This is a genomic window from Phormidium yuhuli AB48, assembly GCF_023983615.1.
GTDB classification, from domain to species: domain Bacteria; phylum Cyanobacteriota; class Cyanobacteriia; order Cyanobacteriales; family Geitlerinemataceae; genus Sodalinema; species Sodalinema yuhuli.
Map to the genome: position 1 here is coordinate 3,095,190 of NZ_CP098611.1, position 26,700 is coordinate 3,121,889.

The window sequence follows — 26,700 nt, forward strand, 5'->3', positions numbered from 1 at the left end:
AGCAATTCTCATTTTGGAAATTCAACTGCTATCGGGTGGGATGTCTAACTCGAGACCCTCAAGCATAAAGGTCAGAAGGTGGTCCCAACTGTCGAAGTACAGGTAACGGGTCAACGCCCGCAAATCATTAAAGAAGGTTTGACGGGTAGGTAAGTGCGCTCGTAGCAACTGGTACTTGTCATCGAGCAACTCAAGCAGAGTATGGAAGAGTAGCGAGAGGATGTTGAGGGTCGCCAGCAAGGAGGAAAGATGCTGCTTACCATGCCCAAAGTTATGTTCTAGATGGTAACCCTTGGTCTTGAGAGTGTTGTTGTTCTCATTCTCAACTTTCCAGCGGGTGCGTCCGGCCCGAACCACCTCGGCTACATTCTCATCGCTGAGAGGATAACTCGTGGCAAAGGAGTTGTGATAGGTTACCTTGCCATCAGCGGTGGTGACAGTAAGTTCGCACCAGTTGACCAACAGGGCCTCATCGCTATCTTTGAGGGGCACTCCGTTGAGATAGCGGTAGGTATAGGTTTTCTCGACTTTACCAGTCCGCTTCTTGGTCGTGAGGGTCGGGAGTTCGATACCCTCTAGGTGTTCATAGAGGGTAGTATGAGACTCGGGGCGACAGACGACGATGAAGTTAAGTTGCTGCTCTAGAAACTGCTGACACAACGGTTGGTGGCAATAGAGGTCATCCCCTAAAACCGTGACGTTCAAAGCCCTCAAGCATTGTTCTTGCCGCGATAGCCAGCGTTTGGCAGCGGCATTCTCACAGTCTTGCTTATCATGACCATCTTGGGGCACGATAAATTCAGGGACTAAGGGAATCACATGATTCTGTCCTGGACAGACGATGACTGGGGTGACAACACTATGAAAGTAATGGGTTTTTCCTGACTTCTGGGTGCGCGTTGAGCAGTGGGGACAGTGAATTTTGTCGGAACTGAAGTATTCCGTGCCATCCAATGCGACTAATAGACTGTCCCCTAGGCAACGGAAGCTTTCTAACTGCCCCTGGGCTTCCAAGACTTGTAGGATCTCCTCAAACACCGGGAACAGGTGCTCTGGGGACACAGCATCTAATAAATCCCGGATGTGGTTGTCGGTGGGAATCCGATGAACTCCAAACAGACTTTGGGCATTGCTCTTGCCTTTACTACCCTCCATCAGACGTTGATAAGCCAGAAACGACGGAGTTTGAGTAAAAAATACACTAAATGCGCTTAAAGCGGCATCCTCCATTCCATAGCGGCGATTTTTACCCCGGCGCTTGTCCGGTAGCGATGACAAGCACTGGCGGAAAGAACCCACTACAGTCTCAAAGCAACCTGGCTTTTTCAACGGCTCTGGCCCTCCTGGGTTTCTTAGATGTCATTACGATACAGGGATGCCGGGGACTTGAACAGGTTTTTGCCAAAATGAGAATTGCTGCCCAGAGTCCCAACTCCAGCTAACGAGTCAATTCAATCGTTAAGATTGACATTTGTTGTCTATCGGTTATAACGGAGATGGTCGCGCTCGCGACCGATGCAGAGGGGGCGCTGCCGAGTCTCAAGTTTTTACTCATTTTTACTATATAGTTGACAAAACGCCCATGAAGTGGTACGAATCGCTGACCTTTGCCTCGACTCTACTTGCATTGGGGCTTTCAACGCCCACCCCCGCAGAGGCTTCAGAGTTCTTACTGGTTGATGTGAACGGTTCGGTTCAAATCAGACGTGCCGGACAATCCCAGTATCAGTCCGCCCGTGGTGGGATGCGCTTGAACATGGGCGATCTCGTGCGAACAGGAGGGGGCGCTCAAGTCCGCATCCGCTGCTCAGATTTGAGAACCACCTGGACGATGAACTCCAACATTGAGCGGGGTGTAGTTTGGGGTTGTCCCCCTGATGGTGGCTTCAGCTTGAGGGTGGGGCGTCAAAGCGATAATACTCTCGGCGGTATTGATCCGAATCTTCCCTACATCATCACGCCGCGCCGCACCGTAATTTCAGACCCTCAACCGATGCTGCGTTGGAATCCGGTGGCTGGGGCCAGCCGCTATACCGTGCGAGTGATTGGCTCTGATGTGACCTGGGAAACTGAGGTGAGTGGGACTCAGGTGCCATATCCCGGAACTCCCGCTTTGACGCCAGGAGTCACCTATCGTGTCATCGTTGAAGCCGATACTGGCGCCTCTTCCCAGCTCGATGTGGGGTCGGAGACCGCCAGCTTTGAGCTATTGTACCCCGAGGATTTAGAACTGGTTGCTGCCGATGTTGCTGAGATTCGGCAACAAGGGTTTCCTGAAGAAACTGAAGCCCTAGCTATTGCTGATATCTATATTCGAGAGGATTTACTCGCCGAGGCGATCGCGACTTTAGAGCCATTTGTAACGTCAGGGACTGAAACCCTCGAGTTCTATCAGGTTTTAGGAGATATCTATCGTTATATCGGCTTGAACTTGTTGGCTAAACAGCGATATGAACGGGCGATCGCGATCGCTACCAGCAACGAGGACATTCAAGGATTAGCGGATTCTCGCTCCGGTTTAGCAGAAGTCAAAGCCCTGTTGGAGCAGCCCCAGGTGGCGATCGACCTGCTCATGCAAGCCCAAAGCGGTTACGAACACCTCGACGATACAGAACGCATCCAAGAAATACAAGCTCGAATTGACGATTTGACCTAGTCCTTAACCGCTCAACTCTACCCAGACAAAAGGGGATATATATTATTAATGACCGTGTTTCAATCTGGGGGCTGGCTTCAACTCGGGTTCGTTATTCTAACCACGACCCTGATGAGTGCCCCCGTTTACGCTGCATCGGAAGCCAAGATTTACCTGACGACTAAGAGCCTCTCCCAGACATCGGATGAGCCATGGCTGGCGCAAATCATACCGGATAATACCTTGGGCAATGAGGCCTCAATCGTCACGCCCGAAGACGGTGGACTCACCCTGATTGAAGGTGGGGCCATACGCGACTCCAACCTCTTCCACAGTTTTCAAGACTTTAACGTCAATAGTGACCAAGCCATCTATTTCGAAAACCCAGTCAATATCCAGAACATTCTCTCACGAGTGACTGGGAACAATCTATCTAACATCGATGGAGAGCTGGGTGTCACCGGTGCGGCAAATCTATTTTTCCTCAATCCCAACGGCATTATCTTCGGGCCAAACGCGAGTCTAAATGTCAATGGGTCGTTTTTTGCCAGTACCGCCGATAGCCTGGTGTTTCACAATGGCAGTAACTTTAGCGCCGCCAGCCCAGAAGCGCCTCCCCTCTTGACTGTCGGCGTTCCCGTTGGTGTGCAATTTGGCAACAGTCCGGGGGGAATTGAGATAACTGGGACTGTTCTGGAGGTTCCAGAACGGGCAACTCTGGCTTTGCTTGGGGGGGCGATCGCCCTTGATGAAGCGGTACTAGAAGCCCCTGGAGGACGAGTCGCCCTGGGAGGAGTCAGCGAGACGGGAAACATCGCCTTGTCGTCTGATCCGTCAGAGGCTACCTGGCGTCTGAGCGGATGGGACTTTCCTGATAACCTGGCGCGAGCGTCAATTGCCCTCAGCAACGATGCCGGCATTAGGGTTGTTGACAGGATTGGCGGTGAGATTGCGATCGATGGCTCCGACATTAACATCAGCAGCAGCAGTTTTATAGAAGCTGGCATTGCCGAAGGATTGGGAGTTGTCAACGCAGACTCAGGACATATCGAACTCAACGCCACCGGACAACTGACCCTGTCTGATAGCTTCATCACCAATTCAGTTCCCGAGAATTCCCTGGGAAATGCTGGCAACATCAGTATCAGCGGCGATTCAGTGCAAGTGCGAGGGGAATCTTTCCTCTCTTCGAGTACAGAGGGTCAGGGAAATGCCGGTAACATCAGTGTTACCGGTCAAACCGTAGAAGTCAGCCAAGGGGCGTTCCTGCTGTCAGACACTTTCAGTGAAGGAAATGCTGGCAACATCAGTATCAGCGGCAATTCAGTGCAAGTGCGAGAGGAATCTTACCTCTCTTCGAGTACAGAGGGTCAGGGAAATGCCGGTAACATCAGTGTTACCGGTCAAACCGTAGAAGTCAGCCAAGGGGTGTTCCTGGAGTCAGACACTTTCAGTGAAGGAAATGCTGGCAACATCAGTATCAGCGGCGATTCAGTGCAAGTGCGAGAGGAATCTTACCTCTCTTCGAGTACAGAGGGTCAGGGAAATGCCGGTAACATCAGTGTTACCGGTCAAACCGTAGAAGTCAGCCAAGGGGCGTTCCTGCGTTCAGAAACTTCAAGCGAAGGAAATGCCGGCAACGTCAGTATCAGCGGCGATTCAGTGCAAGTGCGAGAGGAATCTTACCTCTCTTCAGCAACTTTCAGCGAAGGAAATGCCGGCAACATCAGTATCAGCGGCGATTCAGTGCAAGTGCGAGGGGAATCTTTCCTTTCTTCGAGTACAGAGGGTCAGGGAAATGCCGGTAACATCAGTGTTACCGGTCAAACCGTAGAAGTCAGCCAAGGGGTGTTCCTGGAGTCAGACACTTTCAGTGAAGGAAATGCTGGCAACATCAGTATCAGCGGCGATTCAGTGCAAGTGCGAGAGGAATCTTACCTCTCTTCGAGTACAGAGGGTCAGGGAAATGCCGGTAACATCAGTGTTACCGGTCAAACCGTAGAAGTCAGCCAAGGGGCGTTCCTGCGTTCAGAAACTTCAAGCGAAGGAAATGCCGGCAACGTCAGTATCAGCGGCGATTCAGTGCAAGTGCGAGAGGAATCTTACCTCTCTTCAGCAACTTTCAGCGAAGGAAATGCCGGCAACATCAGTATCAGCGGCGATTCAGTGCAAGTGCGAGGGGAATCTTTCCTTTCTTCGAGTACAGAGGGTCAGGGAAATGCCGGTAACATCAGTGTTACCGGTCAAACCGTAGAAGTCAGCCAAGGGGTGTTCCTGGAGTCAGACACTTTCAGTGAAGGAAATGCTGGCAACATCAGTATCAGCGGCGATTCAGTGCAAGTGCGAGAGGAATCTTACCTCTCTTCGAGTACAGAGGGTCAGGGAAATGCCGGTAACATCAGTGTTACCGGTCAAACCGTAGAAGTCAGCCAAGGGGCGTTCCTGCGTTCAGAAACTTCAAGCGAAGGAAATGCCGGCAACGTCAGTATCAGCGGCGATTCAGTGCAAGTGCGAGAGGAATCTTACCTCTCTTCAGCAACTTTCAGCGAAGGAAATGCCGGCAACATCAGTATCAGCGGCGATTCAGTGCAAGTGCGAGGGGAATCTTTCCTTTCTTCGAGTACAGAGGGTCAGGGAAATGCCGGTAACATCAGTGTTACCGGTCAAACCGTAGAAGTCAGCCAAGGGGTGTTCCTGGAGTCAGACACTTTCAGTGAAGGAAATGCTGGCAACATCAGTATCAGCGGCGATTCAGTGCAAGTGCGAGAGGAATCTTACCTCTCTTCGAGTACAGAGGGTCAGGGAAATGCCGGTAACATCAGTGTTACCGGTCAAACCGTAGAAGTCAGCCAAGGGGCGTTCCTGCGTTCAGAAACTTCAAGCGAAGGAAATGCCGGCAACGTCAGTATCAGCGGCGATTCAGTGCAAGTGCGAGAGGAATCTTACCTCTCTTCAGCAACTTTCAGCGAAGGAAATGCCGGCAACATCAGTATCAGCGGCGATTCAGTGCAAGTGCGAGGGGAATCTTTCCTTTCTTCGAGTACAGAGGGTCAGGGAAATGCCGGTAACATCAGTGTTACCGGTCAAACCGTAGAAGTCAGCCAAGGGGTGTTCCTGGAGTCAGACACTTTCAGTGAAGGAAATGCTGGCAACATCAGTATCAGCGGCGATTCAGTGCAAGTGCGAGGGGAATCTTTCCTCTCTTCGAGTACAGAGGGTCAGGGAAATGCCGGTAACATCAGCGTTACCGGTCAAACCGTAGAAGTCAGCCAAGGGGCGTTCCTGCTGTCAAACACTTTAAGTGAAGGAAATGCTGGCAACATCAGTATCAGCGGCGACTCAGTGCAAGTGCTAGGGCAATCTTTCCTCTCTTCAGACACTTTAAGTGAAGGAAATGCCGGCAACATCAGTATCAGCGGCGATTCAGTGCAAGTGCTAGGGCAATCTTTCCTCTCTTCAGAAACTTTAAGTGAAGGAAATGCTGGCAACGTCAGTATTAGCGGCGATTCAGTGCAAGTGCGAGAGGAATCTTACCTCTCTTCGAGTACAGAGGGTCAGGGAAATGCCGGTAACATCAGCGTTACCGGTCAAACCGTAGAAGTCAGTCAAGGGGCGTTCCTGCTGTCAGACACTTCAAGTGAAGGAAATGCGGGGACTGTGACTGTAGACGCTACTGAGCGGGTGGTCTTCTCTGCCAGTAGAGTATCGAGCAATGTTGAGAGTACTGGGCGGGGCAATGCGGGTAGCGTTGTGGTTTCGGCTAATCAAGTGGACTTGTTCGATGGAGCGCAGTTGTCTTCGACTAACGCCAGTTCGGTGACTCCGAATGAATTCACAGCAGGTAATGTTCTTGTGCGAGGGGAGTTGATTCAACTCGATGAGGGGTCACTGATTTTCGCGAATACCTTGGGACAAGGGGGGAATGTCCAGCTCGATGGTGCCTTCTTGACGATTCTACGACGAGGCAGTGGTATCCAAACTAATGCTCAAGGAGATTTTCCCGGTGGAAATATTATTCTGAATACGACGTTTCTAGTGGCTGGGGAAAATAGCGATATTACGGCCAACGCCGTCAATAGTTTTGGTGGACGAGTTCAGATTACGACTGAAGGGATTTTCGGCACTCAATTTCGCAATGAGTTAACTCCTAGAAGCGATATTACGGCTACGTCGGAACTCGGACAGGAGTTTAGTGGTGTTGTTGCCATTATTTCACCTGATGTCGATCCGACATCAGGATTGACGGATTTGACACAAACTCCGGTGGATGTGTCCAGTTTGTTGGGGACGGGATGTTCACCGCAAAATGTCAGCAGTTTTACAGTGACGGGACGGGGAGGGTTGCCCCCCAGCCCGGTGGATTTACTCGATCGCATCCGAGTTTTGCCGGATTTAGGACCGGAGTTAGATGTCTCAGCCCCTGAGGGCGCGTCTGATTCGGGCGGTCCGGCTGATCGCTCCTCGGCCCCTCTGCTAGAAGCAACGGGGTGGGTGCGTCAGTCTGACGGGGCAGTGCTTTTGCTGATGGCTGAGGCGAGGCGCTCTGATCTCTGGCAACTCCTGAGAAACTGCGGCGACGATTAATGATTCTGAGTGATTCTAGTTCTATGGTGATCGGTGATGAAACAGCTTTTCCAATTCCTGGCTCTCGCTGCCACTGTCTTCTGGCTAACCCTTGCGCTCAGCAGTCGGCCCACAGCGGCGATGACTGGGTTAGCAACTCTAAATGGCTCTCAACCGGCGATGATGACGCAGCGGATGACGCAGCAGACTCTCGGGGATGACCCTCATGGGTTACTGCGCCAAGGTCGCCAATATTACAGCCAGGGACAGTTTCAAGCAGCGTTAAGGGCTTGGGAAGCGGCGGAACAAGGGTTTGTTCGTCAGGGAGATGCGATCGCACGCGCCATGGTATTGAGTAATCAAGCTCTGGCTCTACAACAGCTTGATCGCCTTGATGAAGCCTTTAACGCTATCTCTCGAAGTCGAGATCTATTGGAGAGTGAGGATCTCAGTGGCTCTGATGTCGATGAACGGCGATCGCGCGTGTTGGCTCAAGTCCTCAATACTGAAGCGGGACTACTCCTCGATCGCGGACAGCCTGAGGCGGCCCTTGAGATCTGGGAACAGGCCCAGAGGCGCTATCAGCAACTCGGGGAAGATGGCCACGTGCTGCAAACTCGTATCAACCAGGCCCAGGCGCTTCGGTCTTTGGGCTATTATCGTCGCGCTCAGGGAACCCTGGAGGCGGTAAAGGCACAGTTGGCTGAACGCCCCCCTTCACGGCTAAACGTGGTGAGTTTGTACCAGTTGGGCAATGCCCTGCGATCGCTCGGCCAACTCGATGAGGCGGAAACGGCGTTGAGGGAGAGTTTAGCGATTGCTGAAAGCCTCGAGTCTCAGCCAGATATGATTGCAGCCTGGTTGGGGTTAGCTAACACAGTGCGATTGCGCCACACTCCCGCCGCACGACAAGCGGCTTTAGACTATTACCAGCAGGCAGCAGCGGGGGCTGAGTCTCCTCTGGAATGGATGCAAGCTCAGACTGACCGCTTGAGTTTGTTGCTTGAAAACCAACAGATACGGGCAGCGCGAGAGTTGTTACCTGAGATTCAAGCCTATCTGGAGACTCACCGGGAATCGCTGTCAGGCGGTCGTAGTGGTTTGTTTGCTCAGTTGAAATTAGTCCGCAATGCGATCGCCCTCGCGGAGCCAACAGATGGCGAGATCGTTAACCACCACACCCTGGCCCACACCCTGGCCGAGATTCATCAACGGGCGATGGCGTTGGGCGATCGACGGGTTCAGTCCTATACCCTGGGGGATTTGGGCCATCTCTATGAACTCGCGCAACAGTGGGATGAGGCAGAACGGGTGACGAAACAGGCGTTAGACTTGGCCCGACAACTCCCCAATGCTGACGATGTCGCCTATCGCTGGGAGTGGCAGCTAGGACGGATTCTTAAGGCTCGTGGCAATTCTCAGAAGGCGATCGCCTTCTATGAGGAAGCCGTCAAGTCTCTGCAAGCCATGCGCCAAGATCTCGCCCTTGTCAATACGGCGGTTCAGTTCTCGTTTCAAGACGGCGTTGAACCGGTTTATCGCCAACTGATGGCACTGCTTTTATCGACTGATACTGACCAGAGTGATATTGATTTAAACGGAGATTATAACACAAAATCAAGCCGTCTATCAAGCTATCGTCAAGCCAACTTGGAAAAAGTTAGAGACCTCATTGAATCTTTGCAGGTTGCCGAATTAGATGACTTTTTTAAGCAAGCCTGTTTAGATGTCACTCCTGTCGCCTTAGACGAAATCGACTCTAAAACAGCTTTAATCTATACAATTCTCTTAGACGCTGATTCTCCCGAACAACAACGTCTTGATGTCATTGTTCGACTTCCAAATCAAGGCTTAAAGCACTACAGTACCACCGTCACAAGAACCGAATTAACAACAACTGTCAACCAAATTCACAGAGCCTTAGTTGACGACCCAATCCAGCGCCGACGATTTAGAACCACCACTTTACTCCCTCTGTCTCAAAAGCTCTATAGTTGGTTACTTGAACCCATTCAAACTGACCTCGCTGACAGCAACATCAACACCCTCGCTTTTGTCTTAGACGGGCCGTTACGGAATCTGCCCATGTCCATTCTCCATGACGGCGATGGCTATATCGTAGAAAAGTACAGCCTCGCCCTCAGTCCCGGCTTACAACTCATCGATCCCAAACCCTTGGAACGAGGTGCTATGACAGCCCTGATTGCGGGATTATCTGAAGAAGTGACTCAGGATTTCCCCCCTCTACCAGAGGTGGTCATCGAAGTTGAGGCGATTCGCGATCGCATCCCCAACAGTCAGGTGTTATTGAATCAGGACTATACCAAAGCCAACGTTCAAGAAAAATTACAGCGTGATCACTATTCCATCATCCATCTCGCTACCCACGGTCAATTTAGCTCCAGCAGCGAGCAGACCTTCATCCTAACTTGGCCCTCTGAGGTAGACCACAACTACCGCATCAACGTCAACGAACTGCAAGATTTGTTGCAAATCCAAGATGTCAGTGGAGGGGCGATCGAGTTATTAGTTCTCAGCGCCTGTCAAACCGCAGCGGGGGACGATCGCGCCGCTTTAGGATTAGCCGGTGTCGCCTTCCGTGCGGGCGCTCGTAGTACCATTGCCACACTTTGGCCCGTCAGCGACGAAGCCACCCGCGCCATGATGACCCAATTCTATCAGGAACTCTCAGATCCCAGCCTCACCCGCAGTGAAGCCCTGCGTCGCGCCCAAAATACCCTCATTGACTCGGAACGCTTTGCTCATCCCTTTTTCTGGGCGCCCTATACCCTGGTCGGAAATTGGTTGTGACCCGGTTCGACCTTAACGGCTCTGGTCTCCCTGGCCCAGCAGTCGCTACAATAACTCTAACCGCTTATCCTCTGTAATATCTCATGGCTACTGGTAACGAAAATTTCTGGTTGAATGTCTCTCGCTATCCTCGCTATCTGATTACCTTCATTTTTGGCACGTTTTATGTCATTTATGACTGGGTGAAGCCCCTGGCCAAGGAACGACCCCTGTTTTTGGGCTTAGTCCTTACCTTTATGGTTGCTCTCTTCATGTTTATGTACTTCACCCTTGAGGCGATGCTGGGAATTTCGACGGTTCAGTTTTAACTCCGCTGACAACTCCTAGGGAAACCCGCGATTATGAGCAGCAATCACCCCACGGATAACGCTTCATCAACGTCAGTCCTGACCTCTGGGGCATCTCAACGGTCTGAATTCGGTTTAAACTGGGGATAGGAGCGCCTTGTCTGGCGCTCATCGCATCGCAAGAGAGCAAAGAGTATGGCTACTAACCGTCGCACCTCCCGCGTGGCTTCCCTGATTAAACGGGAAGTCAGTGATTTGTTGCTACATGGCATTAAAGACGATCGCGTCGGGGCTGGCATGGTCAGCATTACGGATGTTAATGTCTCGGGAGATTTGCAACACGCTAAAATCTTCGTCAGTATCTATGGGACTGATGAGGCCCGAGCCGAAACCATGGAGGGATTGGCCTCCGCCACCGGTTATGTCCGACGGGAACTCGGATCTCGGGTGCGGTTGCGGCGCACTCCTGAAGTCCAGTTCGTTGAAGACCGCTCCCTCGAACGGGGCGATCGCACTCTCGATTTACTCAATCGTATCACTCGCTCCTCCGCCGACGAGGACACTCCCTAAACCCCCTTCACCAACTCGGGACAACATCATGTTCCGAGTTCTCTCTTCATGATTTCTGTACGTAAATTAGGGACATTTTCTAAAAATGCGCAGCCCAGATGTTTGGCTCGACGCCGGCCGCACCGGGCCGGCGCAAGCCTATCCATCTAAACCATCAAATTCGATAATTTAAAGGATTAAACCTGAATTAATATGATAATAGCAACCCTGAGCAGGCTTGTCAAGAAAAATCGGGAAATTTTCTGGTAATAAATGTTACAAATTCTCCAAAGTAAGTCAGGGCAAGGAATGCCGGATTTGAGGAGAGGTTCGGTTAACTCGACTGGACAGGCTGGGGAAGACCCAGTGATAATCAACGAGTGTCAAAACGGGGTCCTGTAGATATCGCCCAATTTTCCAGAGAGTCGTCTAGGAAGCGGCTTCTGGAATCCTCCCGACTGGGGCGATCGCCTAACACATTCCAGGAGGCAATCACCATGCCAGTGGGTCACTTCAGTTAACGAACCCATCATCAATTCTTCTGACTTCATCAAACCCAACCGGTCAATGTCCGCCAAGTTGTGCGGAACCTTGCCGCGATTTCGCCTGTGGCGCGATCGCCCACCAAATCGCATCTAAATCATCACGACGCGAGGAGATAGCCATGAGAATTGCCCAAGTTTCGCCCTTATGGGAACAAGTCCTGCCTCCCGAATCGAGAGAAATTGAACGGCTGGTCGGTCATCTAACGGACGAACTCTGTCGCCGAGGTCATCAAGTCACCCTCTTTGCCTGCGGAGACTCCCAAACCCTAGCCGACTTAGACTCTATCAGTCCCGAGGCCCAGCAACTCAACCCCAACGTCAGCGAACCGGGCCGGGATGAGAGTCTGCAATACCAACGAGTTCTCGACCGGGCCAAGGACTTTGACATCATCCACTTCCACACGGGCCATTCCGCCTTACCCTACGCCGAAATGCTGACCACACCTGTGGTTCACACCCTGCATAATGGGTTCACCCTAGAAAACCCAGACCTCTTCCGGCAATATCGTCACCAGACCTACATCAGCATTAGCGATGCCCAGCAGCAGCGAGTTCCCGAACTCAATATCCTGCGAACCATCCATAACGGTATTGCCGTCGCCGACTATCCCTTCATAAAAAAACCCGCCAACGACCCCCCCTATCTCGCCTTCCTGGGTCGTCTTTCCCCAGACAACGGGCCCCACCAAGCCATCGAGATTGCCAAGCGAACCGGCTGGACCCTAAAACTGGCGGGCAAGATTGACGCCGTTGACCGCCGTTACATTGAAACCCAAATTGCCCCCCATATCGATGGCGACCAAATCCAATATCATGGAGAACTCAGCCACAAGGACAAGCTGAATCTCTTAGGATATGCCAGCGCGACCCTGCTTCCCATCACCCGGGACGAACCCTTCGACTGGGTGGCCCTTGAATCCATGGGGACCGGAACACCGGTCATTGCTGGGAATCGGGGGGCGGTTCCGGAAATCATCGCCCAGGGAACCACCGGCTTTATCTGCAACAGCATCGATGAGATGGTCGCCGCGGTCCCTCGGGTCAAAGGTCTCAAGCGACAACATAGTCGGGATTTAGTCGTTCGTAGTTTTAGCATCAGCAGCATGGTGGAGAAATACGAGGCGGCGTATCGAAACCTGTTGCATCAACGCTGGCGGCAACACCGTCGTCCCGTTCCCACTCCCCCCTTGGCTGCGGCCTAGTTCAGAGATTCCCGAACGGCCCTAACTCAAAAAGGCGCTACTATGAAGAAATGTAAAGTATCCGCCGATTCCTAAGTCATGGCCTCAGTATCCCGATCTGTCGCTGACGAGTCCAACGCCCCAGCTGCCACTGAACCTAAGTTTTGGAACTGGCGAGGATTTCGTATTTGTTATCGCCACCAGGGCCAGTCCGGGCCAGCAATGGTCTTAGTCCATGGGTTTGGGGCCTCCATGGGCCATTGGCGCAAAAATATTCCCGACTGGTCTCAATTTGCCCAAGTCTATGCCTTAGACTTATTGGGATTTGGTCAATCCCATAAACCCACCCCCGGCTTAGTCATTGACTATACCTTTGAGACTTGGGGGGATTTGCTGGCAGATTTCTGTCGTGAGGTGGTTGGGGAACCGGCCTTTCTCATCGGTAACTCCATTGGCTGTGTTGTGGCCATGCAAACGGCCGTCTCTCATCCCGACTGGGTGCGAGGGGTGGTGCAACTCAACTGTTCCCTGCGACTGCTGCATGACAAACGTCGGGCCAGTCAAGCTTGGATTAAGCAAATCAGCGCCCCCATGTTGCAAAATCTCTTAGCCATCAAACCCCTGGGGGACTTTTTCTTTGCCCAATTAGCTACCCCCAAGACGGTACGGAAGATTCTCTTGCAGGCCTATCGACGGCAGGAGGCGGTGAGTGAGGAATTAGTGGAGTTGTTGTTACAGCCAGCGCGCGATCGCCGAGCCAGTGATGTGTTTATCGCCTTTACCCGCTATTCCCAGGGGCCACTTCCCGAGGAACTTCTAGAGTCCCTACCCTGCCCCACTCTCATTATCTGGGGAGAGGAGGACCCCTGGGAACCCCTGGAACTCGGACGGAAACTCGCCGAGTATCCAGCGGTGGATGCCTTTATCTCCCTGCCCAACGTCGGTCATTGTCCCCAAGATGAAGCCCCCGAGGAGGTTAACCCGCTCGTGCAAGACTGGCTATGCCAGCAGCTTGAAAAACCCGTAAATCCTTGAAAACCTGCCACAAGCTAGTGAACGAGATATCCTAGAGGCTGGGACGTCATGAAACCCCCCCCAAGTCAACATTTAACCGACGTTACCCAGAAATTTGCCTAGATGACTTGCCAAGTCGGGACAAGTTGTGCTATTGGTATAGTATCGGAGTTCTACTGGCAGTCAATCTCGAAGCAATCTGTTAAGCACTGCCCAACTCGTACTCAATCGTTAATTAAAGAGAATTTGAAAAATTCAAGAGGTCTTATGAACCATCAGGTGATTCACCCTATGGTAAAAGTCCAGCGTCAAGTGCGATCGCTGGTTGATTCTCAAATCGTGAAGCCCGAGGATCGTATCTGGAAAATCGCCTTCCTCTTTGGGGATGACTGGACTCGTATTAAACAAGAACTACTAGAATTCGAGTTTTCCATGCAAGATCCCCTGAGCGAACTTCTGGCGGTTGAAGTTTGGGAAGAAGAGGACGAGTAACTGCCCGTAATGGACCTGCCGCTACCGCCTTGGGGGTGTCTTCCCGAGAGGAGGACGCCTCATCGGCAGACTCACGAGGATGTTGAGTCTAAGCAACGAAGGTTTCAGGAAAGCTGCCCTGCCGGAGTGGGGTAATCATAAAGGGTCTCTCCTTGAGACCTATCTCACCTTGCAGTCTTTGCCGCCTATCAGGAGGCTATGTTATGGCTTCGTCGCTTCTCAACAACCGATACCAAATTCTGGAAACCCTAGGACAGGGAGGATTTGGGTCAACCTATCTTGCTGAAGATACCCATCTACCCTCCCGTCGTCGCTGTGTCATCAAACAACTCAAACTGATGGCCCAGACGGAGGCCAAACAGACCATCATTCGGGAGCGATTTGAGCGAGAAGCGGCCGTTTTAGAAACCCTCGGTCAACAACAGCCTCAAATCCCTGAACTGCACGCCTACTTTTGTGAAGCGGGGGAATTTTACCTCGTTCAAGAATGGATTCAAGGAGAAACCCTGACGCAGCACGTCCAACGTCACGGTCTTTGGGACTCAGTTACTGTTCAACATCTACTGCAACAAATCCTGCCGGTGTTGGACTATGTTCATGGCTGTTACATCATCCACCGGGATATCAAACCCGACAATATCATTTTACGGGTCCCCGATGGCTTGCCCGTACTGATTGACTTCGGTGCAGTCAAAGAAGCCGTTCAGAGTGACAGTGACCTACCCACCATGTCCTCGGTCGTGATTGGGACTCCAGGCTTTATGGCCAGTGAACAAGCCGCCGGACGACCCACCTACAGCAGCGACCTCTATAGTCTTGCCCTAACTAGCCTATTTCTGCTCTCGGGTAAATCCCCCCAGGATATCCCCAGTGACCCCAGCAGCGGCGATCTGAAATGGCGTGAGGTCCTAGCTGAGGTAGGAGTCAGCCTTCCCCAGTCCTTACTGAGCGTCTTCGATCGCGCCCTCAGTTTCCATCCCCGCGATCGCTTCGCCACAGCCTCTCAGATGCTGGCAGCACTCTCGACTGAAGGAGTGCCATCCCAGTTACAAACCATGGTCGTTGCTCCAGCGGCCCCCAGTCAAGTGGTCACTCACATGACCCCAGCCCGATTATCCCCTTCACCGGCCAAATCCCAATTATCAGGACTATCCTCGTCGAAGTTAGGCGAATTGGCTGCACCCTCCAGAGGTGTTCTAATGGGGGGATTTCTGGTGACAGGACTGCTCCTGGGAACACTGACCCTGGGGTGGGAGTTACATCAATCTCGGAACCTGGACGACCCCACCTCAGCCGGCTCTAGACGCTCCAATCAAGAGATTTCCCCAGAGGAGACTCAGCGGAATGATAGCCAGCCAACCGTACCCTCCACCCGCCCAGAAGACGGGTCTGCGGCCCCTCCACCTGCCCCCGTTCCCGAAGAAAATCCCTTACCGCAAGAGGATCCCGAGTTGCTGGAGGAAAAACCCATTGATGATGAGGCTGACGAGTCCCCGGAGGAGTCTTTAGAAAACCCTGAGGAGCCGCAAGACAACCCTAACCTCGATCTCCCCCCCGACATCATCCCAGACTCGGGCGAGTTAGAATTAGAGCAAGAGTCGACAGACCCCCCGGCCCCACTTCCCCATTCCCAAGACAGGAGTTTAGAAGTTTCTCCAGTCTTTGACAGCACTGTGCCTCCGTTGGAATCTGAGAGTCCAGAAAAACAGTTCCTCCCCTCCAGTCCGAACAACATTCTCGGACAGGAAAAACTTAACCTCTTTGAGGGCGATCGCACCACAGACGAACAGTAATTCCCCCTAACCCTAACCCCATCGCCGTGAAACTTATTTTCCAGAGTCTGGTCATCTTCGCTGGAGTCCTCTTCAGCCTAGATTTGCTGGCACAACTTCTCGGAGAAGTCCTCTGGTTCGAGGCGTTGGGGTATTTCTCCGTCCTGCTGACTCGACTACAAACCCAGGGACTAATGTGGCTAACGGTCGTCGGCGTTAGCTTGCTGGCCTGTTGGGGCAACCTCAGCCTCGCCGAACGCTTAAAACATACCAGCAAACCCCTCGATCCCCTGTCCCTACAACCGACACTCGATCAAAAACTTCAGCCTCAATTCTTCACCCCAGAGGGTCTAACCGGCCCGGACTCCCAAAAACAAAGCCGCGCCATCAGCCTAGGAACCGTCCTATTCATTGGCAGCAGTTTGGGAAGCTTTCTCGGGATCCTCATCCTCTACTATAGCCGCCTCATTCAAGAGCGCTGGCAACCGGATTGGACGGTTCCCAACATCAGCCCCCAATCCATCGAACGCCTCAATCCCCTAGAACTCCTTGGAACCCTCCTCCCCATCACCGACTATCCCCTACATTGGGGGGGGCTAATTCTACTACCCATCCTACTCTTATGGTTTCCTCGAACCCTACTACGAGGCTTAGCCATCAGTTTAAGTCTGGCCCTGGGGATAATTTTGCCCTCCCATTGGGCCCAAATCCTACAGGCCTTTCATCCGGTTTCCTTTCAACAAGCCGATCCCCTCTTTGACCTAGATATCAGTTTCTATATCTATCAACTCCCCATTTGGGAACTCATCGAATTTTGGACCTTTGGCATCGCCAGTTTTTCCTTCGTTGCCGTCACCCTAATTTATCTCCTCTGCGACAACACCCTCAGCAATGGCGAGTTCCCCGGCTTCTCAGGGGCCCAACAACGACATCTCCAAGGGATTGGCAGTGCCTTAATGGGGGTTTTAGCCCTCAGTAACGGCTTACAACGCTATGGCCTACTCTATTCCGACGATGGGGCCGCCTATGGGGCCAGTTATGCCGACGTCACCGCCAAACTGCCCGCCTATACCGCCCTCTCTTGGTTGGCGATCGCCATCTCCATCCTCCTCCTCTGGCAGGCCCTCTCAGGAACCTATCCCCTCTTCAGACGCCGTCGGGCCCGCCGTCCCTTCGACAGTCGCCGTAACAGCGCCCCAAAAACCCTCATCCCCCCCCTCTACCTCATTCTCAGCGGCTATGCCCTCGCCGCCCTCATCAGTACCCGCGCCCTCCCGGAACTCGTGCAACGGGCGATCGTCCAGCCCAACGAACTGGCCCGAGAAGCCCCCTATCTCGATCGCAACATCGCCTATACCCGCCAAAGCTTCGACCTCAACACCATCGAAGTCCAAAGCTTCAACCCCACCGCCAGCCTAGACGAAGCGGCCCTAGCGGCCAATGACCTGACCATCCGCAACATTCGCCTCTGGGATACCCGTCCCCTCCTAGAAACCAATCGTCAACTGCAACAAATCCGCCTCTACTACCGCTTCCCCAACGCCGATATCGGTCGTTACAGCATTCCCCGAGAGGTCGAGGAGGGAGTTCCCCAGAACCTAGAAACCCGTCAGGTGATTGTCGCCGCCCGGGAATTGGACTTTGACGCCGTCCCCAGCCGCGCTCAAACTTGGATTAATCGACATCTCGTCTACACCCACGGCTTCGGCTTCACCATGAGTCCCGTGAACACCGCTACCCCCAACGGCTTACCCGAATACTTCGTCCGGGGCATTGCCGGGGGTGAGGATGACCAGGGCCTGCAAACTCCCATCGCACCCACCGATGAAGACGGCTTTGAGACTCCCGTGGCCGCCACCGACGAACGCATCCGCCAAAGCATCCCCATTGGCTCACCGCGCATTTACTATGGCGAGTTAACCCAGAATTATATCATGACCAGTACAGGCGTTCAAGAATTTGACTTTCCTCAGGGAGATGAAAACGTCTATAACGTCTATGACGGCGATGGCGGTGTCACTATTGGCACCGGTTGGCGGCGTTGGCTGTACGCCATCTATTTACGGGATTGGCGTATGTTACTAACCGATGACTTTCGTCCCGAGACCAAACTCCTATTTCGCCGTAACATTGAGCGCCGCGTCCGGTCCATTGCCCCCTTCCTCCGCTACGACCATGATCCCTATCTCGTCGTTGCCAATCTTGACGAAGACTCGGAAGAGGAATCACCCCAAGGGGCCGCCACCGCCACCGGCAATACCCTCTACTGGATTCTCGATGCCTACACGACGAGCGATCGCTATCCCTACGCCGATCCCGGAGACCATCCCTTTAACTACATCCGTAACTCCGTCAAAGTGGTCATCGATGCCTATAACGGTTCGGTGCAGTTTTACATTGCCGATGACCGAGATCCCATCATCCAAAGTTACCAAGAAATCTTCCCCGACCTATTTCAACCCTTCAGTGCCATGCCGGCCCCGTTGCGGCCACATATCCGCTATCCCATTGATTTCTTCGAGGTTCAATCGGAACGACTCCTCACCTATAACATGACCGATACCCAGGTCTTTTATAACCGAGAAGACCAATGGGAAGTCCCGACGGAAACCTACCGTGGTCAACAACAAACCGTTGAACCCTACTACCTGATTATGAAGCTACCGGGGGAAACCAGCGAGGAATTTATCTTGCTGCACCCCTTCACCCCCAGGCGGCGGGCCAACCTCATCGCTTGGTTAGCCGGGCGATCAGACGGAGAAAATTATGGACGACTGTTGTTATATCAATTTCCCAAACAGGAGTTAATCTACGGTCCCGGACAAATCGAAGCCCGCATCAATCAAGATCCCCTCATTTCCCAGCAACTCTCCCTCTGGAACCGTCAGGGATCGCAAGTCATTCAGGGCAACCTCCTGGTCATTCCCATTGACGAGTCCTTGCTCTATGTGGAACCGTTATACCTAGAAGCCGCACAGAACGCCCTCCCCACCCTCGTGCGAGTGATTGTGGCCTACGAAAATCAGATTGTCATGGCCCCCAATCTCGATCGCGCCTTCGAAGCCATCTTTGAACCCGAACGCCTCCCCGATCGCAGTATCATCCGTTCCGTCGAAGGCCTCTTCCCCGGCTTCGCCGATGACATCCCCGACACCGCCCCCCTCCCAGAAGCCCAGTAAAACCCAGCCAAACCCCCCTCTCCTCCTCTCCTCCTCCCCCTCCTCCTCTCTTTCCTCTGTGTCCTCTGTGACTCCGTGGTTCCCCCTACTCATCACTTCCCCCATCCTGCGATCGCCCTGAAACATTCTCAATGGCTGCGATCGCCGCCTTAGACCCTGCAATAATATCCCGTTCCTCTCCCCCGAGATATAAACGACCAAAACTCCCCACCGCCTGCACCTGAAGAATATTAATCAAAGCTGACTTTTCCGCCTCATTCGCCGCCAACGCCGCATAAGCCGCCGGGGTGACTTCCAGAACAAACAAACTCTCCCCCGCCAAAATCATCTGGCCGCGACGAGTTCGGTTAATCAGTTGTGTTTGGTGGGGGTCAAGATTGCGGATAATCTGACTGGACATAATCTTGGGTTTGAGGCGTTCCTGTTCCGTTACCCCCAACGCATCCAGAATCGCCACACCGGCCCGGCGGGTATCACTTTGACGACTAGCGTGAACTTCGAGTAACCCATAGAGTCGTTCCACCACCTGCACCCCAGGACGAACTCCTGTAGACTTCAGGGCCACATCGGTAATGCGATTGATTTCAATCCCCGGTGAAATTTCCACCCAAAGTGACGTATCCCCCGGTAACGGCAAAAACCCCAAAGCCACGGTTCCCATGTATGCTGCGTGTTGAGGTTGCAGGCTGTCAATATAGACGAAGCTGCGTAGTTCAACTCCCAAAATTCGTTCTCCGTAAATAGGGGGACTAGGATTAGATTAAGACCTATCGCTTTCCCCAAGCCATCCCTGACGGCCAGCGGGGGAAACTGCGACATTTGATTATACCGTCCAACGGACGAGACCCCTAACCTACGTTTCAAACCCCTGATGACCTTCGATCGCCTTGTGTTATGGATTGTCTACTTTTCAACTCTCGTCTTTGTCTGGCGATCGCTCGCCAGTCGGCCCAGACAATGGGGCTGGGCGATTGTCTGTGGCGTAATTTTTAGTCTTTCTCTGGGATTATCCTTTATTTCCATCACCTGGGCGGCGAGGGTGGGGGGAGGCCTCTGGCTGCTAATGGTATTACTGCCAATTTTGGGCCTACGTCAGATTAACCAATGGCTCAAATATGACCACTACCGGCGAGCGGCCCTGCTGGCCCGACTGTTGACATGGTTGCATCCGGCCGATGGTTGGGGCGATCGCGTGATTCCCTTACGGGCCCTGGCTTTAGCCCAACGGGGTCAAACCGTCCAGGCGGTGCAATCTCTCAAGCCTCATCAAACGCCCAAATCTCGGATTTACCGGGTGGCGATCGCCCTGGAGTTTCTCATCCTACGTCAATGGCAGCCGTTTATTACCTGGGTTCAGAGTTATCAGGAGGGGCAGATTCCCCTCAATTTTGCCCTTTACCACCTACGGGCCTTGGGAGAAACCGGTCAAGTCAATCTCATGTTACGGGAGTTTGTCGCCCTCAGTCGCCGTCTCAACGATTTAGGAGAGTTTGAGCGTTTGAGTTTAGCCCGACTCTATGTGTTCGCCTTTTGTGGTGATTCTGATTCTGTGTCGCAGTTATTTAAGCGAGAACTGCGAGATTATCCCCAAGTGAAACAACAATTTTGGCAGGCTACCGCTGATTGGTATGGAGGGCGATCGCCTCTAGCTGAAAAATCCTTTCAGGACTTACTCAAAACCCGCCATCATCTCCTCAAACAAGACATTCGCCACCGCTTAGAAACCCCCCTTGATCTCACTCAACAACCGCTCGACAGTCTCTCACGCCATATCCTAGACCAATTAAACATCACACTCCAGGAAGAGCGACGCTATGGGACCCCCATATCTGCCCCTCCCGCCTTTGCAACCTGGGGCTTAATTGCCTTAAATCTTCTAGCCTTTTACATCGCCACTCGTCTCGGGGGAAGTCAAAATGTTTGGGTTTTATATCGTCTCGGGGCCCTAGTCCCCAGTCACGTCTTAGCCGGGGAATGGTGGCGGTTAGTCACCTCAACGTTTCTCCATTTTGGCATCCCCCACTTGTCCATGAATCTGTTTGGACTCTATATTCTGGGCAAGTTTCTCGAATCCCGTCTCGGTCTGATTCGCTTCTTACTGGTGTACCTCATTAGCGGTATTGGCTCGATGGGATTTATCACTTTTCTCGCCCTACAATTCGGTAATGAGCAATTTGTGGTTGGGGCCTCGGGGGCAGTTATGGGCTTAATTGGGGCGATCGCGGCTCTCTTTTGGCAAGGTTGGCGACAGGATAAGGCGGAAATTGCTCGGGAACGATTACGTTCAATTGTCCTAATTATCGTCATTCAAGCGGTCTTTGACCTCTCTATTCCGGAAATCTGCTTTCTCTGTCACGCCTCCGGGGGAGTCCTGGGCTTTCTCTCGGGATTACTTCTCTTGGGCAAGGGAACCACAGAGTCACAGAGGACACAGAGGAAGAGGCGTTAAATACTATTTTTAAACCATACAATTAGGTCTTGACTTTCACGAGTTTTCTAAGTTACAATGAGACCACAGACAATAAAAGACTTCATGGAAAGGCGGGAGGGGTTCTGCGATAAGCGGCATCAAACATCTAGCTTGCGCAAAAATAAAATTAGTTGAATAAAAAATCAACGTAATCCCAAGACGACCCCAACAGCCCCCTCATCATCGCGATCCCCGACCGGGTGGGGTGCCCGCAGGGCGGGGTGGGTCCTCGCTACTGCCTATTGCCTATTGCCCCCCAATCAATTCCCCGCCATCTGACGTTTCTTCTCCTTCTTCAAGTCTCGACGTCCCGCCGCCGCAATTTCCGCATCCAAGAGAGTGCGTCCCGTAGCCGCCAGATAGACATCATCCAAACTGGGGCGAGATTGAGCAATCCCAAAAATCGGTATACCTTGGCCTTGGAGCATTTGCTGAACTTGAGTTAACGCATCCTCTTGAGAATCGACCACCAAATTGAGAGAATTGCCCTGAGCCTCATTGACGATCGCCTCACGAACAAAAGGAAGCTCCTGCAACATCGCCTGAACCCGATGAGCCTCATCCAGGGGAGCAAACTCGCGAATCCGTAGGGTAATGCGATCGCCCCCAACCTTATCCTTCAACCCAGAAGGAGTGCCCACATCAATCACCCGGCCGCGATCGAGAATCGCCACACGATCAGCCAACGCATCCACCTCTTCCAAATAATGGCTCGTCAAGAGAATCGTCGTTCCCCGTTCCCGTAACTGGCGTAAAAAGTCCCAAACCGCCACTCGGCTTTCAATATCCAACCCCACCGTCGGTTCATCCAACACCAACAAATCCGGCTGATGCAGTAACCCAGCCGCCAAATCCAGACGTTTGCGGATTCCTCCCGAGTAGGTTCCCGTTTTGCGATCGCCGTACTCCATCAACCCCAACATCCCTAACACCGACTCAATCCGCCCCTCAATCTCCCCTTTCGGCAAGTGATACAACGCCGCCTGTAACCGCAACAACTCCCGTCCCGTCAACACCTTATCCAACGCCACCTCCTGAGCCACATAGCCCAGCAAACGACGCACCACCCGAGGCCGCTCAATCGCCGACACCCCAGAGACCTCAATCCGCCCCGAATCAGGATTCGAGAGAGTACAGAGACAGCGAATCGTGGTGGTTTTGCCCGCCCCATTTGGTCCAAGTAAGCCAAAAATCTCCCCCGACTCAATAGAGAAGGAGACATCCTCAATGGCGGTGACATCGCCATAGGTTTTCTTGAGATTTTCAATATAAACAGTCGGTGTCATAATCCCCTGGGTTGACAGTCTGGCGTTCTGTTAACCATTGTAAATCCCCAAACGCCGAATCGTTCCTTCCCCGCCTCAAAATCCCAACATCGCTATAGTGAAATAGACATTACTGGTCATGACATCTAATGGAGAACGAACCCCTAATCCGCCTCGGCTGTTTCTTCGGGATTTTAGCCCTGATGGGACTGTGGGAGGCGATCGCCCCCCGGCGTCAGCTTCAGCAATCCAAATGGCAACGCTGGTTCAGTAACCTAGGAATCGTCGTACTCAATACCCTACTGTTACGAGCCATCTTCCCCCTAGCCGCCGTTGGCGTAGCGGCGATCGCCCAGGACCAAGGCTGGGGACTATTTAACATCCTCTCCCGTCCCGCCTGGCAAGGGATTCTCCTGTCCATCTTGGCCTTAGACTTCGTCATCTACCTGCAACATGTCATGTTTCACGCCCTCCCCACCCTCTGGCGATTACATAAAGTCCATCACGCCGATTTAGATTTCGATGTCACCACGGGCCTACGCTTTCATCCCCTAGAAATCCTCCTCTCCCTGGCCATCAAACTTGTCGCCATTGTCCTCCTGGGGGCCCCAGTGGTGGCGGTGATTCTCTTCGAGATTATCCTCAATGGAACGGCGATGTTCAATCATGGCAATGTCCGTCTCCCCAAGGGACTCGATCGCCTCTTACGGTTCCTAGTCGTCACCCCCGATATGCACCGCGTCCACCACTCCGTTATCCCCAGTGAAACCAACAGCAATTTTGGCTTTAATCTCCCCTGGTGGGACTATCTCCTGGGAACCTATCAAGCCCAACCCGCCGCAAGTCATGATGGCATGACCATTGGTTTAGGGGAGTATCAGGGGAAACCTGAGGTGGGACAATTGCCTTGGATGTTGCTGTTGCCGTTTGAGAAGGGAATAGGGGAAGAAAGCATTAGGAGGTAGGATGTGTTCCGGCATCAGTGAGGGTTGTGACCTAGGCGTGTCAATTCAAAACTGCCGGAACGCATCGCTGCAAGAGGCAAGAGGCAATTAGCGGGCTTCGCTGTATTCGGTGGTGTCGGCGGTGACTCGTCCTCGGAGTTCGGTGGTGCGTTCGGTCATCTGATCCCACTCGTCTCGGACTTCGCGAGACGTGATTTGGTTGAGGGGGACTCCTTGTTGTTGGGCTAGGGCGGCGGCGACACCTAATCCTTGACCGTGATACACGTTCTTGGTGTTGATGCGTCCTACGGAAACAGCAATCCCTTCGTAGCCGCTGGAACGTCCGGCGATCGCTAAATTCTCAATGGACCGGGATAGGCCATGTTCAATGCCAAAATTATATTGGGGCAGGGGTGGCACTCGCATCGAGAGGCCATCCACGCCACCGCGAAAGTCGAAGTCATAGGAGAAGGTGGCGATGGAGTCTTCGACGGGGGTTCCTCCAGCCATAATGTCTCGGCCCGAGAGGGGGGACACCACATCCCGAACACTGACACTATGGCGAACATAGATTTCTGGGGGGAGAATCACCTCCACATTGGGATTCCCGGAATACTCCCGTAACCAGGCTTCTACCTCGACGAGTTCTTCCATCATCTCTGAAGTAGGTTGGAAGCGGTTGGCTTCTATCTCGCGAATGGTATCCACATCATATTTGAAGAGAAAGCCATTCCAAGAGAGCGATCGCTCGTCCAGTTCGCAGACATTGGCTTTATCCCAGAAAAAGCCCTGAAGGGAGAAGGGTTGATCGCGATCGATGTGATAGGCGGCTCCTATGGCGATGCTGCGGAAATAATAGCCGTCTCGATAGGATTGATAGAGGGGGAAGCCAAAACCGGACATCCAAAATTGAGACCCAGCTGCATCGTTGCGGCTGTAAATACTCTCTTCAATTTGAGCCACCCAGTTGGGGTCATCATGGAAGGTTGCCTCGATTTGCCGTAATTCCTCAATGGTTAACCCCTTGATAATCGGCACAATGGAAGTCCCTAAGGTAGATTGGGCTAACTCCTCAGCTTGGGATTCGTAGCCACGATAGTAGGGCTGTCCGGCGGCGATCGCCAACTCGGCCTGTTGCGTGGTATCTATGAATGAATTGGCTTCCAGGCGTTTGTTTTGACCGATGACATTGGCATACTCAATCCGTCCATTCTCAACCACTGGCTCTAAACGGGCATCAGAAATCAAGGACACACCGGCATTATCCAGCATCCGCCGCATCCCTTCATCAGCCCGCACTGGATGGACACAGGATTCCCCTACATTGGCTTCGTCGAGAAACTCTAAGAAACAGTCACTAAAAGGTTGAGCATACCAGCGGGGGGTTTTATCAAAGTCCAGATAGGCTAAGCCGCCCCGTGTCAGTAACCCTCCCACCATCGCGTCGGCCTCTTCAGGCCGGACTAGGGCCACATTCGCCCCCTCTCCCAAGGTGCGTTTAGCCCAAATGGCCGCACAGACTCCGGGAAGTTCATCGCCATAGACAATGACATCGTAGCGGTGAACTTCGGGGGGAACGGGGCTGGGAGTGGCTTCGGTTGGGGAGTCGGTCATGGTGATGTCGGGGTTGCTCAAGCCGAGGCCGCCACAACCACTTAAACCGAGGGCGATCGCACTAAGCCAAACAGTCCAGGAAGAGTGAGCCATAATCCGTTGTTATTGCAAGAGTGTTAGACCGGTTAGGGCCGACGATAAAATGGGGTTTTAACCACCTCTGCCTCATAGAGTTTGCCACGGATTTGCACCTGTAGACCTTGACCGGGGCTAGCTAATTCTGGGGGAACATAGCCCAGGGCAATGTTTTTACCGAGGCTAGGAGAGGGCCCTCCTGACGTGACTTGTCCGATACAGGTTCCCTCATGGAAGAGGGGATAGTCATGACGAGCAATCTGGCGGCTCAGCATTTCTATTCCCACCAGTCGCTGGGAAACCCCCTGGCTAGCTTGTTCTTCTAATCGCTGGCGACCGATAAAGTCTCCTTTACGCTTCAGGTGAACCAACCAATCTAATCCCGCTTCTAGGGGTGTTGTCTCAGGGGTCATGTCTTGGCCATAGAGGGGGAGGGCGGCTTCGAGGCGTAGGGTATCTCGGGCCCCAAGTCCACAGGGCGTGACTCCCTCGCTGATTAGGCTATCCCAGAGATGTTCACCGGCCTCTGGGGACAGCATAATTTCAAAGCCATCCTCCCCGGTATACCCGGTGCGGGCGATGAAGGCGGGATGACCTAAGATTTGCAGGTGACAATGGCTGAAAAAGGAGAGTTGAGTCAGGTCACAGGTAACCAGGGATTGCAGGTGGGATTGGGCTTCGGGACCTTGTAGGGCTAACAACACCTGCTCTTGAGTGCGATCGCTCCAGGTAGTGCTTGCGGGTAAATGGGACTGAATCCAGGCTCCATCGGCCTCCCGGGTGGCGGCGTTGACAATCAGCAGGACTTGCTCATTCTCTTGATGGTAGATAATCAGGTCATCTAAAATCCCCCCCTCTGGGTTTAAAAGCACTGTGTAACGGGCTTTGCCGGGCTTGAGACGGCTCAAATCTGAGGGAACTAAGGTTTGAAGGGTTTTTAGGGAATTGCCCCCTTGTAGGACGAATTTACCCATGTGGGAGATGTCAAAAACTCCCACCTGTTGCCGCACAGCCTGATGTTCCTGGCGGATTCCTTGAAACTGAAGGGGCATTTCCCAGCCTGAGAAGGGGGTTAATTTGGCCCCGAGAGTGAGGTAGCGGGAAAACAGGGGCGAACGGAGTGGGCCGGGTTGGGAAGGAGGAACAGTCACAAGTCAAGTTCAAAATTTGTCACACAATGGGCGATCGCAGTCCATCGGTTTCTAAGATACGATACAACGAGGGAGCCGCAATGGTAAGATGTACCAGTAAGTATTTATGACTATGACGACGACTGCGACGTTTGCCGAGTCTTCACGAGGCGA

Annotated in this window: 18 protein-coding genes; 12 read left to right on the forward strand and 6 right to left on the reverse strand. The window is 52.9% G+C overall.

The window, feature by feature from the left end; translation table 11 throughout:
* Nucleotides 1-21: 21 nt before the first annotated feature.
* Nucleotides 22-1,329: a transposase gene (locus NEA10_RS13260; protein ID WP_445164646.1), complete on the reverse strand. Its 1,308-nt coding sequence runs from the start codon at nucleotides 1,327-1,329 to the stop codon at nucleotides 22-24.
* Nucleotides 1,330-1,582: 253 nt separating this feature from the next.
* Here NEA10_RS13260 and NEA10_RS13265 point away from each other — a divergent pair, with 253 nt between their 5' ends.
* The 5 genes from NEA10_RS13265 to rbfA all read left to right on the forward strand — a co-directional run bounded on the left by NEA10_RS13265 (nucleotide 1,583) and on the right by rbfA (nucleotide 10,866).
* Nucleotides 1,583-2,656, forward strand: coding sequence for a tetratricopeptide repeat protein (locus NEA10_RS13265; protein ID WP_252661057.1), 1,074 nt, complete (start codon nucleotides 1,583-1,585; stop codon nucleotides 2,654-2,656).
* 111 nt (nucleotides 2,657-2,767) lie between these two features.
* Entirely contained in the window at nucleotides 2,768-7,219 is a 4,452-nt protein-coding gene (locus tag NEA10_RS13270) for a two-partner secretion domain-containing protein (RefSeq protein ID WP_252661059.1), read from the forward strand.
* Nucleotides 7,220-7,255: 36 nt separating this feature from the next.
* Nucleotides 7,256-10,009 (forward strand): CHAT domain-containing protein, encoded by a 2,754-nt coding sequence (locus NEA10_RS13275; protein WP_252661062.1) that lies wholly within the window; start codon nucleotides 7,256-7,258, stop codon nucleotides 10,007-10,009.
* Between the two features lie 83 nt (nucleotides 10,010-10,092).
* Complete coding sequence (locus tag NEA10_RS13280) at nucleotides 10,093-10,317, forward strand: DUF751 family protein (protein ID WP_252661064.1); 225 nt, start codon at nucleotides 10,093-10,095, stop codon at nucleotides 10,315-10,317.
* Nucleotides 10,318-10,491: 174 nt separating this feature from the next.
* Entirely contained in the window at nucleotides 10,492-10,866 is a 375-nt protein-coding gene (gene rbfA, locus NEA10_RS13285; RefSeq protein ID WP_252661066.1) for a 30S ribosome-binding factor RbfA, read from the forward strand.
* A 352-nt stretch (nucleotides 10,867-11,218) separates the two neighbouring features.
* Here the strand turns inward: rbfA and NEA10_RS20885 are convergent, their stop codons facing one another.
* A complete protein-coding gene (locus NEA10_RS20885; RefSeq protein WP_258719040.1) occupies nucleotides 11,219-11,344 on the reverse strand; it encodes a hypothetical protein in 126 nt (41 codons plus the stop codon).
* A gap of 165 nt (nucleotides 11,345-11,509) precedes the next feature.
* Here NEA10_RS20885 and NEA10_RS13290 point away from each other — a divergent pair, with 165 nt between their 5' ends.
* The 5 genes from NEA10_RS13290 to NEA10_RS13310 all read left to right on the forward strand — a co-directional run bounded on the left by NEA10_RS13290 (nucleotide 11,510) and on the right by NEA10_RS13310 (nucleotide 19,028).
* Nucleotides 11,510-12,592 carry a glycosyltransferase family 4 protein gene (locus NEA10_RS13290; protein WP_252661068.1) on the forward strand — a complete coding sequence of 361 codons (1,083 nt, stop codon included), beginning with the start codon at nucleotides 11,510-11,512 and terminating at the stop codon, nucleotides 12,590-12,592.
* 78 nt (nucleotides 12,593-12,670) lie between these two features.
* A complete protein-coding gene (locus tag NEA10_RS13295) occupies nucleotides 12,671-13,606 on the forward strand; it encodes an alpha/beta fold hydrolase (RefSeq protein WP_252661071.1) in 936 nt (311 codons plus the stop codon).
* Between the two features lie 246 nt (nucleotides 13,607-13,852).
* The gene (locus NEA10_RS13300; RefSeq protein WP_252661073.1) at nucleotides 13,853-14,077 is read left to right on the forward strand and encodes a DUF4327 family protein; all 225 of its coding nucleotides are present in this window, start codon (nucleotides 13,853-13,855) and stop codon (nucleotides 14,075-14,077) included.
* A gap of 203 nt (nucleotides 14,078-14,280) precedes the next feature.
* On the forward strand, nucleotides 14,281-15,870 hold the full coding sequence (locus tag NEA10_RS13305) for a protein kinase domain-containing protein (protein ID WP_252661081.1): 1,590 nt from the start codon (nucleotides 14,281-14,283) through the stop codon (nucleotides 15,868-15,870).
* Between the two features lie 26 nt (nucleotides 15,871-15,896).
* The gene (locus NEA10_RS13310; RefSeq protein WP_252661083.1) at nucleotides 15,897-19,028 is read left to right on the forward strand and encodes a UPF0182 family protein; all 3,132 of its coding nucleotides are present in this window, start codon (nucleotides 15,897-15,899) and stop codon (nucleotides 19,026-19,028) included.
* A gap of 85 nt (nucleotides 19,029-19,113) precedes the next feature.
* On the opposite strand, the gene ccmP is transcribed toward NEA10_RS13310, so the two are convergent.
* The gene (ccmP, locus tag NEA10_RS13315) at nucleotides 19,114-19,752 is read right to left on the reverse strand and encodes a beta-carboxysome protein CcmP (RefSeq protein ID WP_252661085.1); all 639 of its coding nucleotides are present in this window, start codon (nucleotides 19,750-19,752) and stop codon (nucleotides 19,114-19,116) included.
* 147 nt (nucleotides 19,753-19,899) lie between these two features.
* Here ccmP and NEA10_RS13320 point away from each other — a divergent pair, with 147 nt between their 5' ends.
* Nucleotides 19,900-21,477 (forward strand): rhomboid family intramembrane serine protease, encoded by a 1,578-nt coding sequence (locus tag NEA10_RS13320; RefSeq protein WP_252661087.1) that lies wholly within the window; start codon nucleotides 19,900-19,902, stop codon nucleotides 21,475-21,477.
* Nucleotides 21,478-21,758: 281 nt separating this feature from the next.
* Here NEA10_RS13320 and NEA10_RS13325 read toward each other — a convergent pair whose 3' ends face one another.
* Nucleotides 21,759-22,784, reverse strand: coding sequence for an ABC transporter ATP-binding protein (locus tag NEA10_RS13325; protein WP_252661089.1), 1,026 nt, complete (start codon nucleotides 22,782-22,784; stop codon nucleotides 21,759-21,761).
* A gap of 128 nt (nucleotides 22,785-22,912) precedes the next feature.
* Between NEA10_RS13325 and NEA10_RS13330 the strand changes: the two genes are divergently transcribed.
* Nucleotides 22,913-23,728 carry a sterol desaturase family protein gene (locus tag NEA10_RS13330; RefSeq protein WP_252661091.1) on the forward strand — a complete coding sequence of 272 codons (816 nt, stop codon included), beginning with the start codon at nucleotides 22,913-22,915 and terminating at the stop codon, nucleotides 23,726-23,728.
* An 87-nt stretch (nucleotides 23,729-23,815) separates the two neighbouring features.
* On the opposite strand, the gene NEA10_RS13335 is transcribed toward NEA10_RS13330, so the two are convergent.
* Together NEA10_RS13335 and gcvT are read right to left on the reverse strand one after the other, a co-directional pair.
* Nucleotides 23,816-25,414 (reverse strand): FAD-dependent oxidoreductase, encoded by a 1,599-nt coding sequence (locus NEA10_RS13335; RefSeq protein ID WP_252661093.1) that lies wholly within the window; start codon nucleotides 25,412-25,414, stop codon nucleotides 23,816-23,818.
* A 32-nt stretch (nucleotides 25,415-25,446) separates the two neighbouring features.
* Entirely contained in the window at nucleotides 25,447-26,547 is a 1,101-nt protein-coding gene (gene gcvT / locus NEA10_RS13340; protein ID WP_252661095.1) for a glycine cleavage system aminomethyltransferase GcvT, read from the reverse strand.
* Nucleotides 26,548-26,700 lie beyond the last annotated feature (153 nt).

What these genes read in the sequence shown, in the direction of transcription:
- NEA10_RS13265 (WP_252661057.1), top strand. Translation starts at nt 1,583, where the DNA reads ATGAAGTGGTACGAATCGCTGACCTTTGCCTCGACTCTACTTGCATTG.
- NEA10_RS13270 (WP_252661059.1), top strand. Translation starts at nt 2,768, where the DNA reads ATGAGTGCCCCCGTTTACGCTGCATCGGAAGCCAAGATTTACCTGACG.
- NEA10_RS13275 (WP_252661062.1), top strand. Translation starts at nt 7,256, where the DNA reads ATGAAACAGCTTTTCCAATTCCTGGCTCTCGCTGCCACTGTCTTCTGG.
- NEA10_RS13280 (WP_252661064.1), top strand. Translation starts at nt 10,093, where the DNA reads ATGGCTACTGGTAACGAAAATTTCTGGTTGAATGTCTCTCGCTATCCT.
- rbfA (WP_252661066.1), top strand. Translation starts at nt 10,492, where the DNA reads ATGGCTACTAACCGTCGCACCTCCCGCGTGGCTTCCCTGATTAAACGG.
- NEA10_RS20885 (WP_258719040.1), bottom strand. Translation starts at nt 11,344, where the DNA reads ATGGTGATTGCCTCCTGGAATGTGTTAGGCGATCGCCCCAGTCGGGAG.
- NEA10_RS13290 (WP_252661068.1), top strand. Translation starts at nt 11,510, where the DNA reads ATGAGAATTGCCCAAGTTTCGCCCTTATGGGAACAAGTCCTGCCTCCC.
- NEA10_RS13295 (WP_252661071.1), top strand. Translation starts at nt 12,671, where the DNA reads ATGGCCTCAGTATCCCGATCTGTCGCTGACGAGTCCAACGCCCCAGCT.
- NEA10_RS13300 (WP_252661073.1), top strand. Translation starts at nt 13,853, where the DNA reads ATGAACCATCAGGTGATTCACCCTATGGTAAAAGTCCAGCGTCAAGTG.
- NEA10_RS13305 (WP_252661081.1), top strand. Translation starts at nt 14,281, where the DNA reads ATGGCTTCGTCGCTTCTCAACAACCGATACCAAATTCTGGAAACCCTA.
- NEA10_RS13320 (WP_252661087.1), top strand. Translation starts at nt 19,900, where the DNA reads ATGACCTTCGATCGCCTTGTGTTATGGATTGTCTACTTTTCAACTCTC.
- NEA10_RS13325 (WP_252661089.1), bottom strand. Translation starts at nt 22,784, where the DNA reads ATGACACCGACTGTTTATATTGAAAATCTCAAGAAAACCTATGGCGAT.
- NEA10_RS13330 (WP_252661091.1), top strand. Translation starts at nt 22,913, where the DNA reads ATGGAGAACGAACCCCTAATCCGCCTCGGCTGTTTCTTCGGGATTTTA.
- NEA10_RS13335 (WP_252661093.1), bottom strand. Translation starts at nt 25,414, where the DNA reads ATGGCTCACTCTTCCTGGACTGTTTGGCTTAGTGCGATCGCCCTCGGT.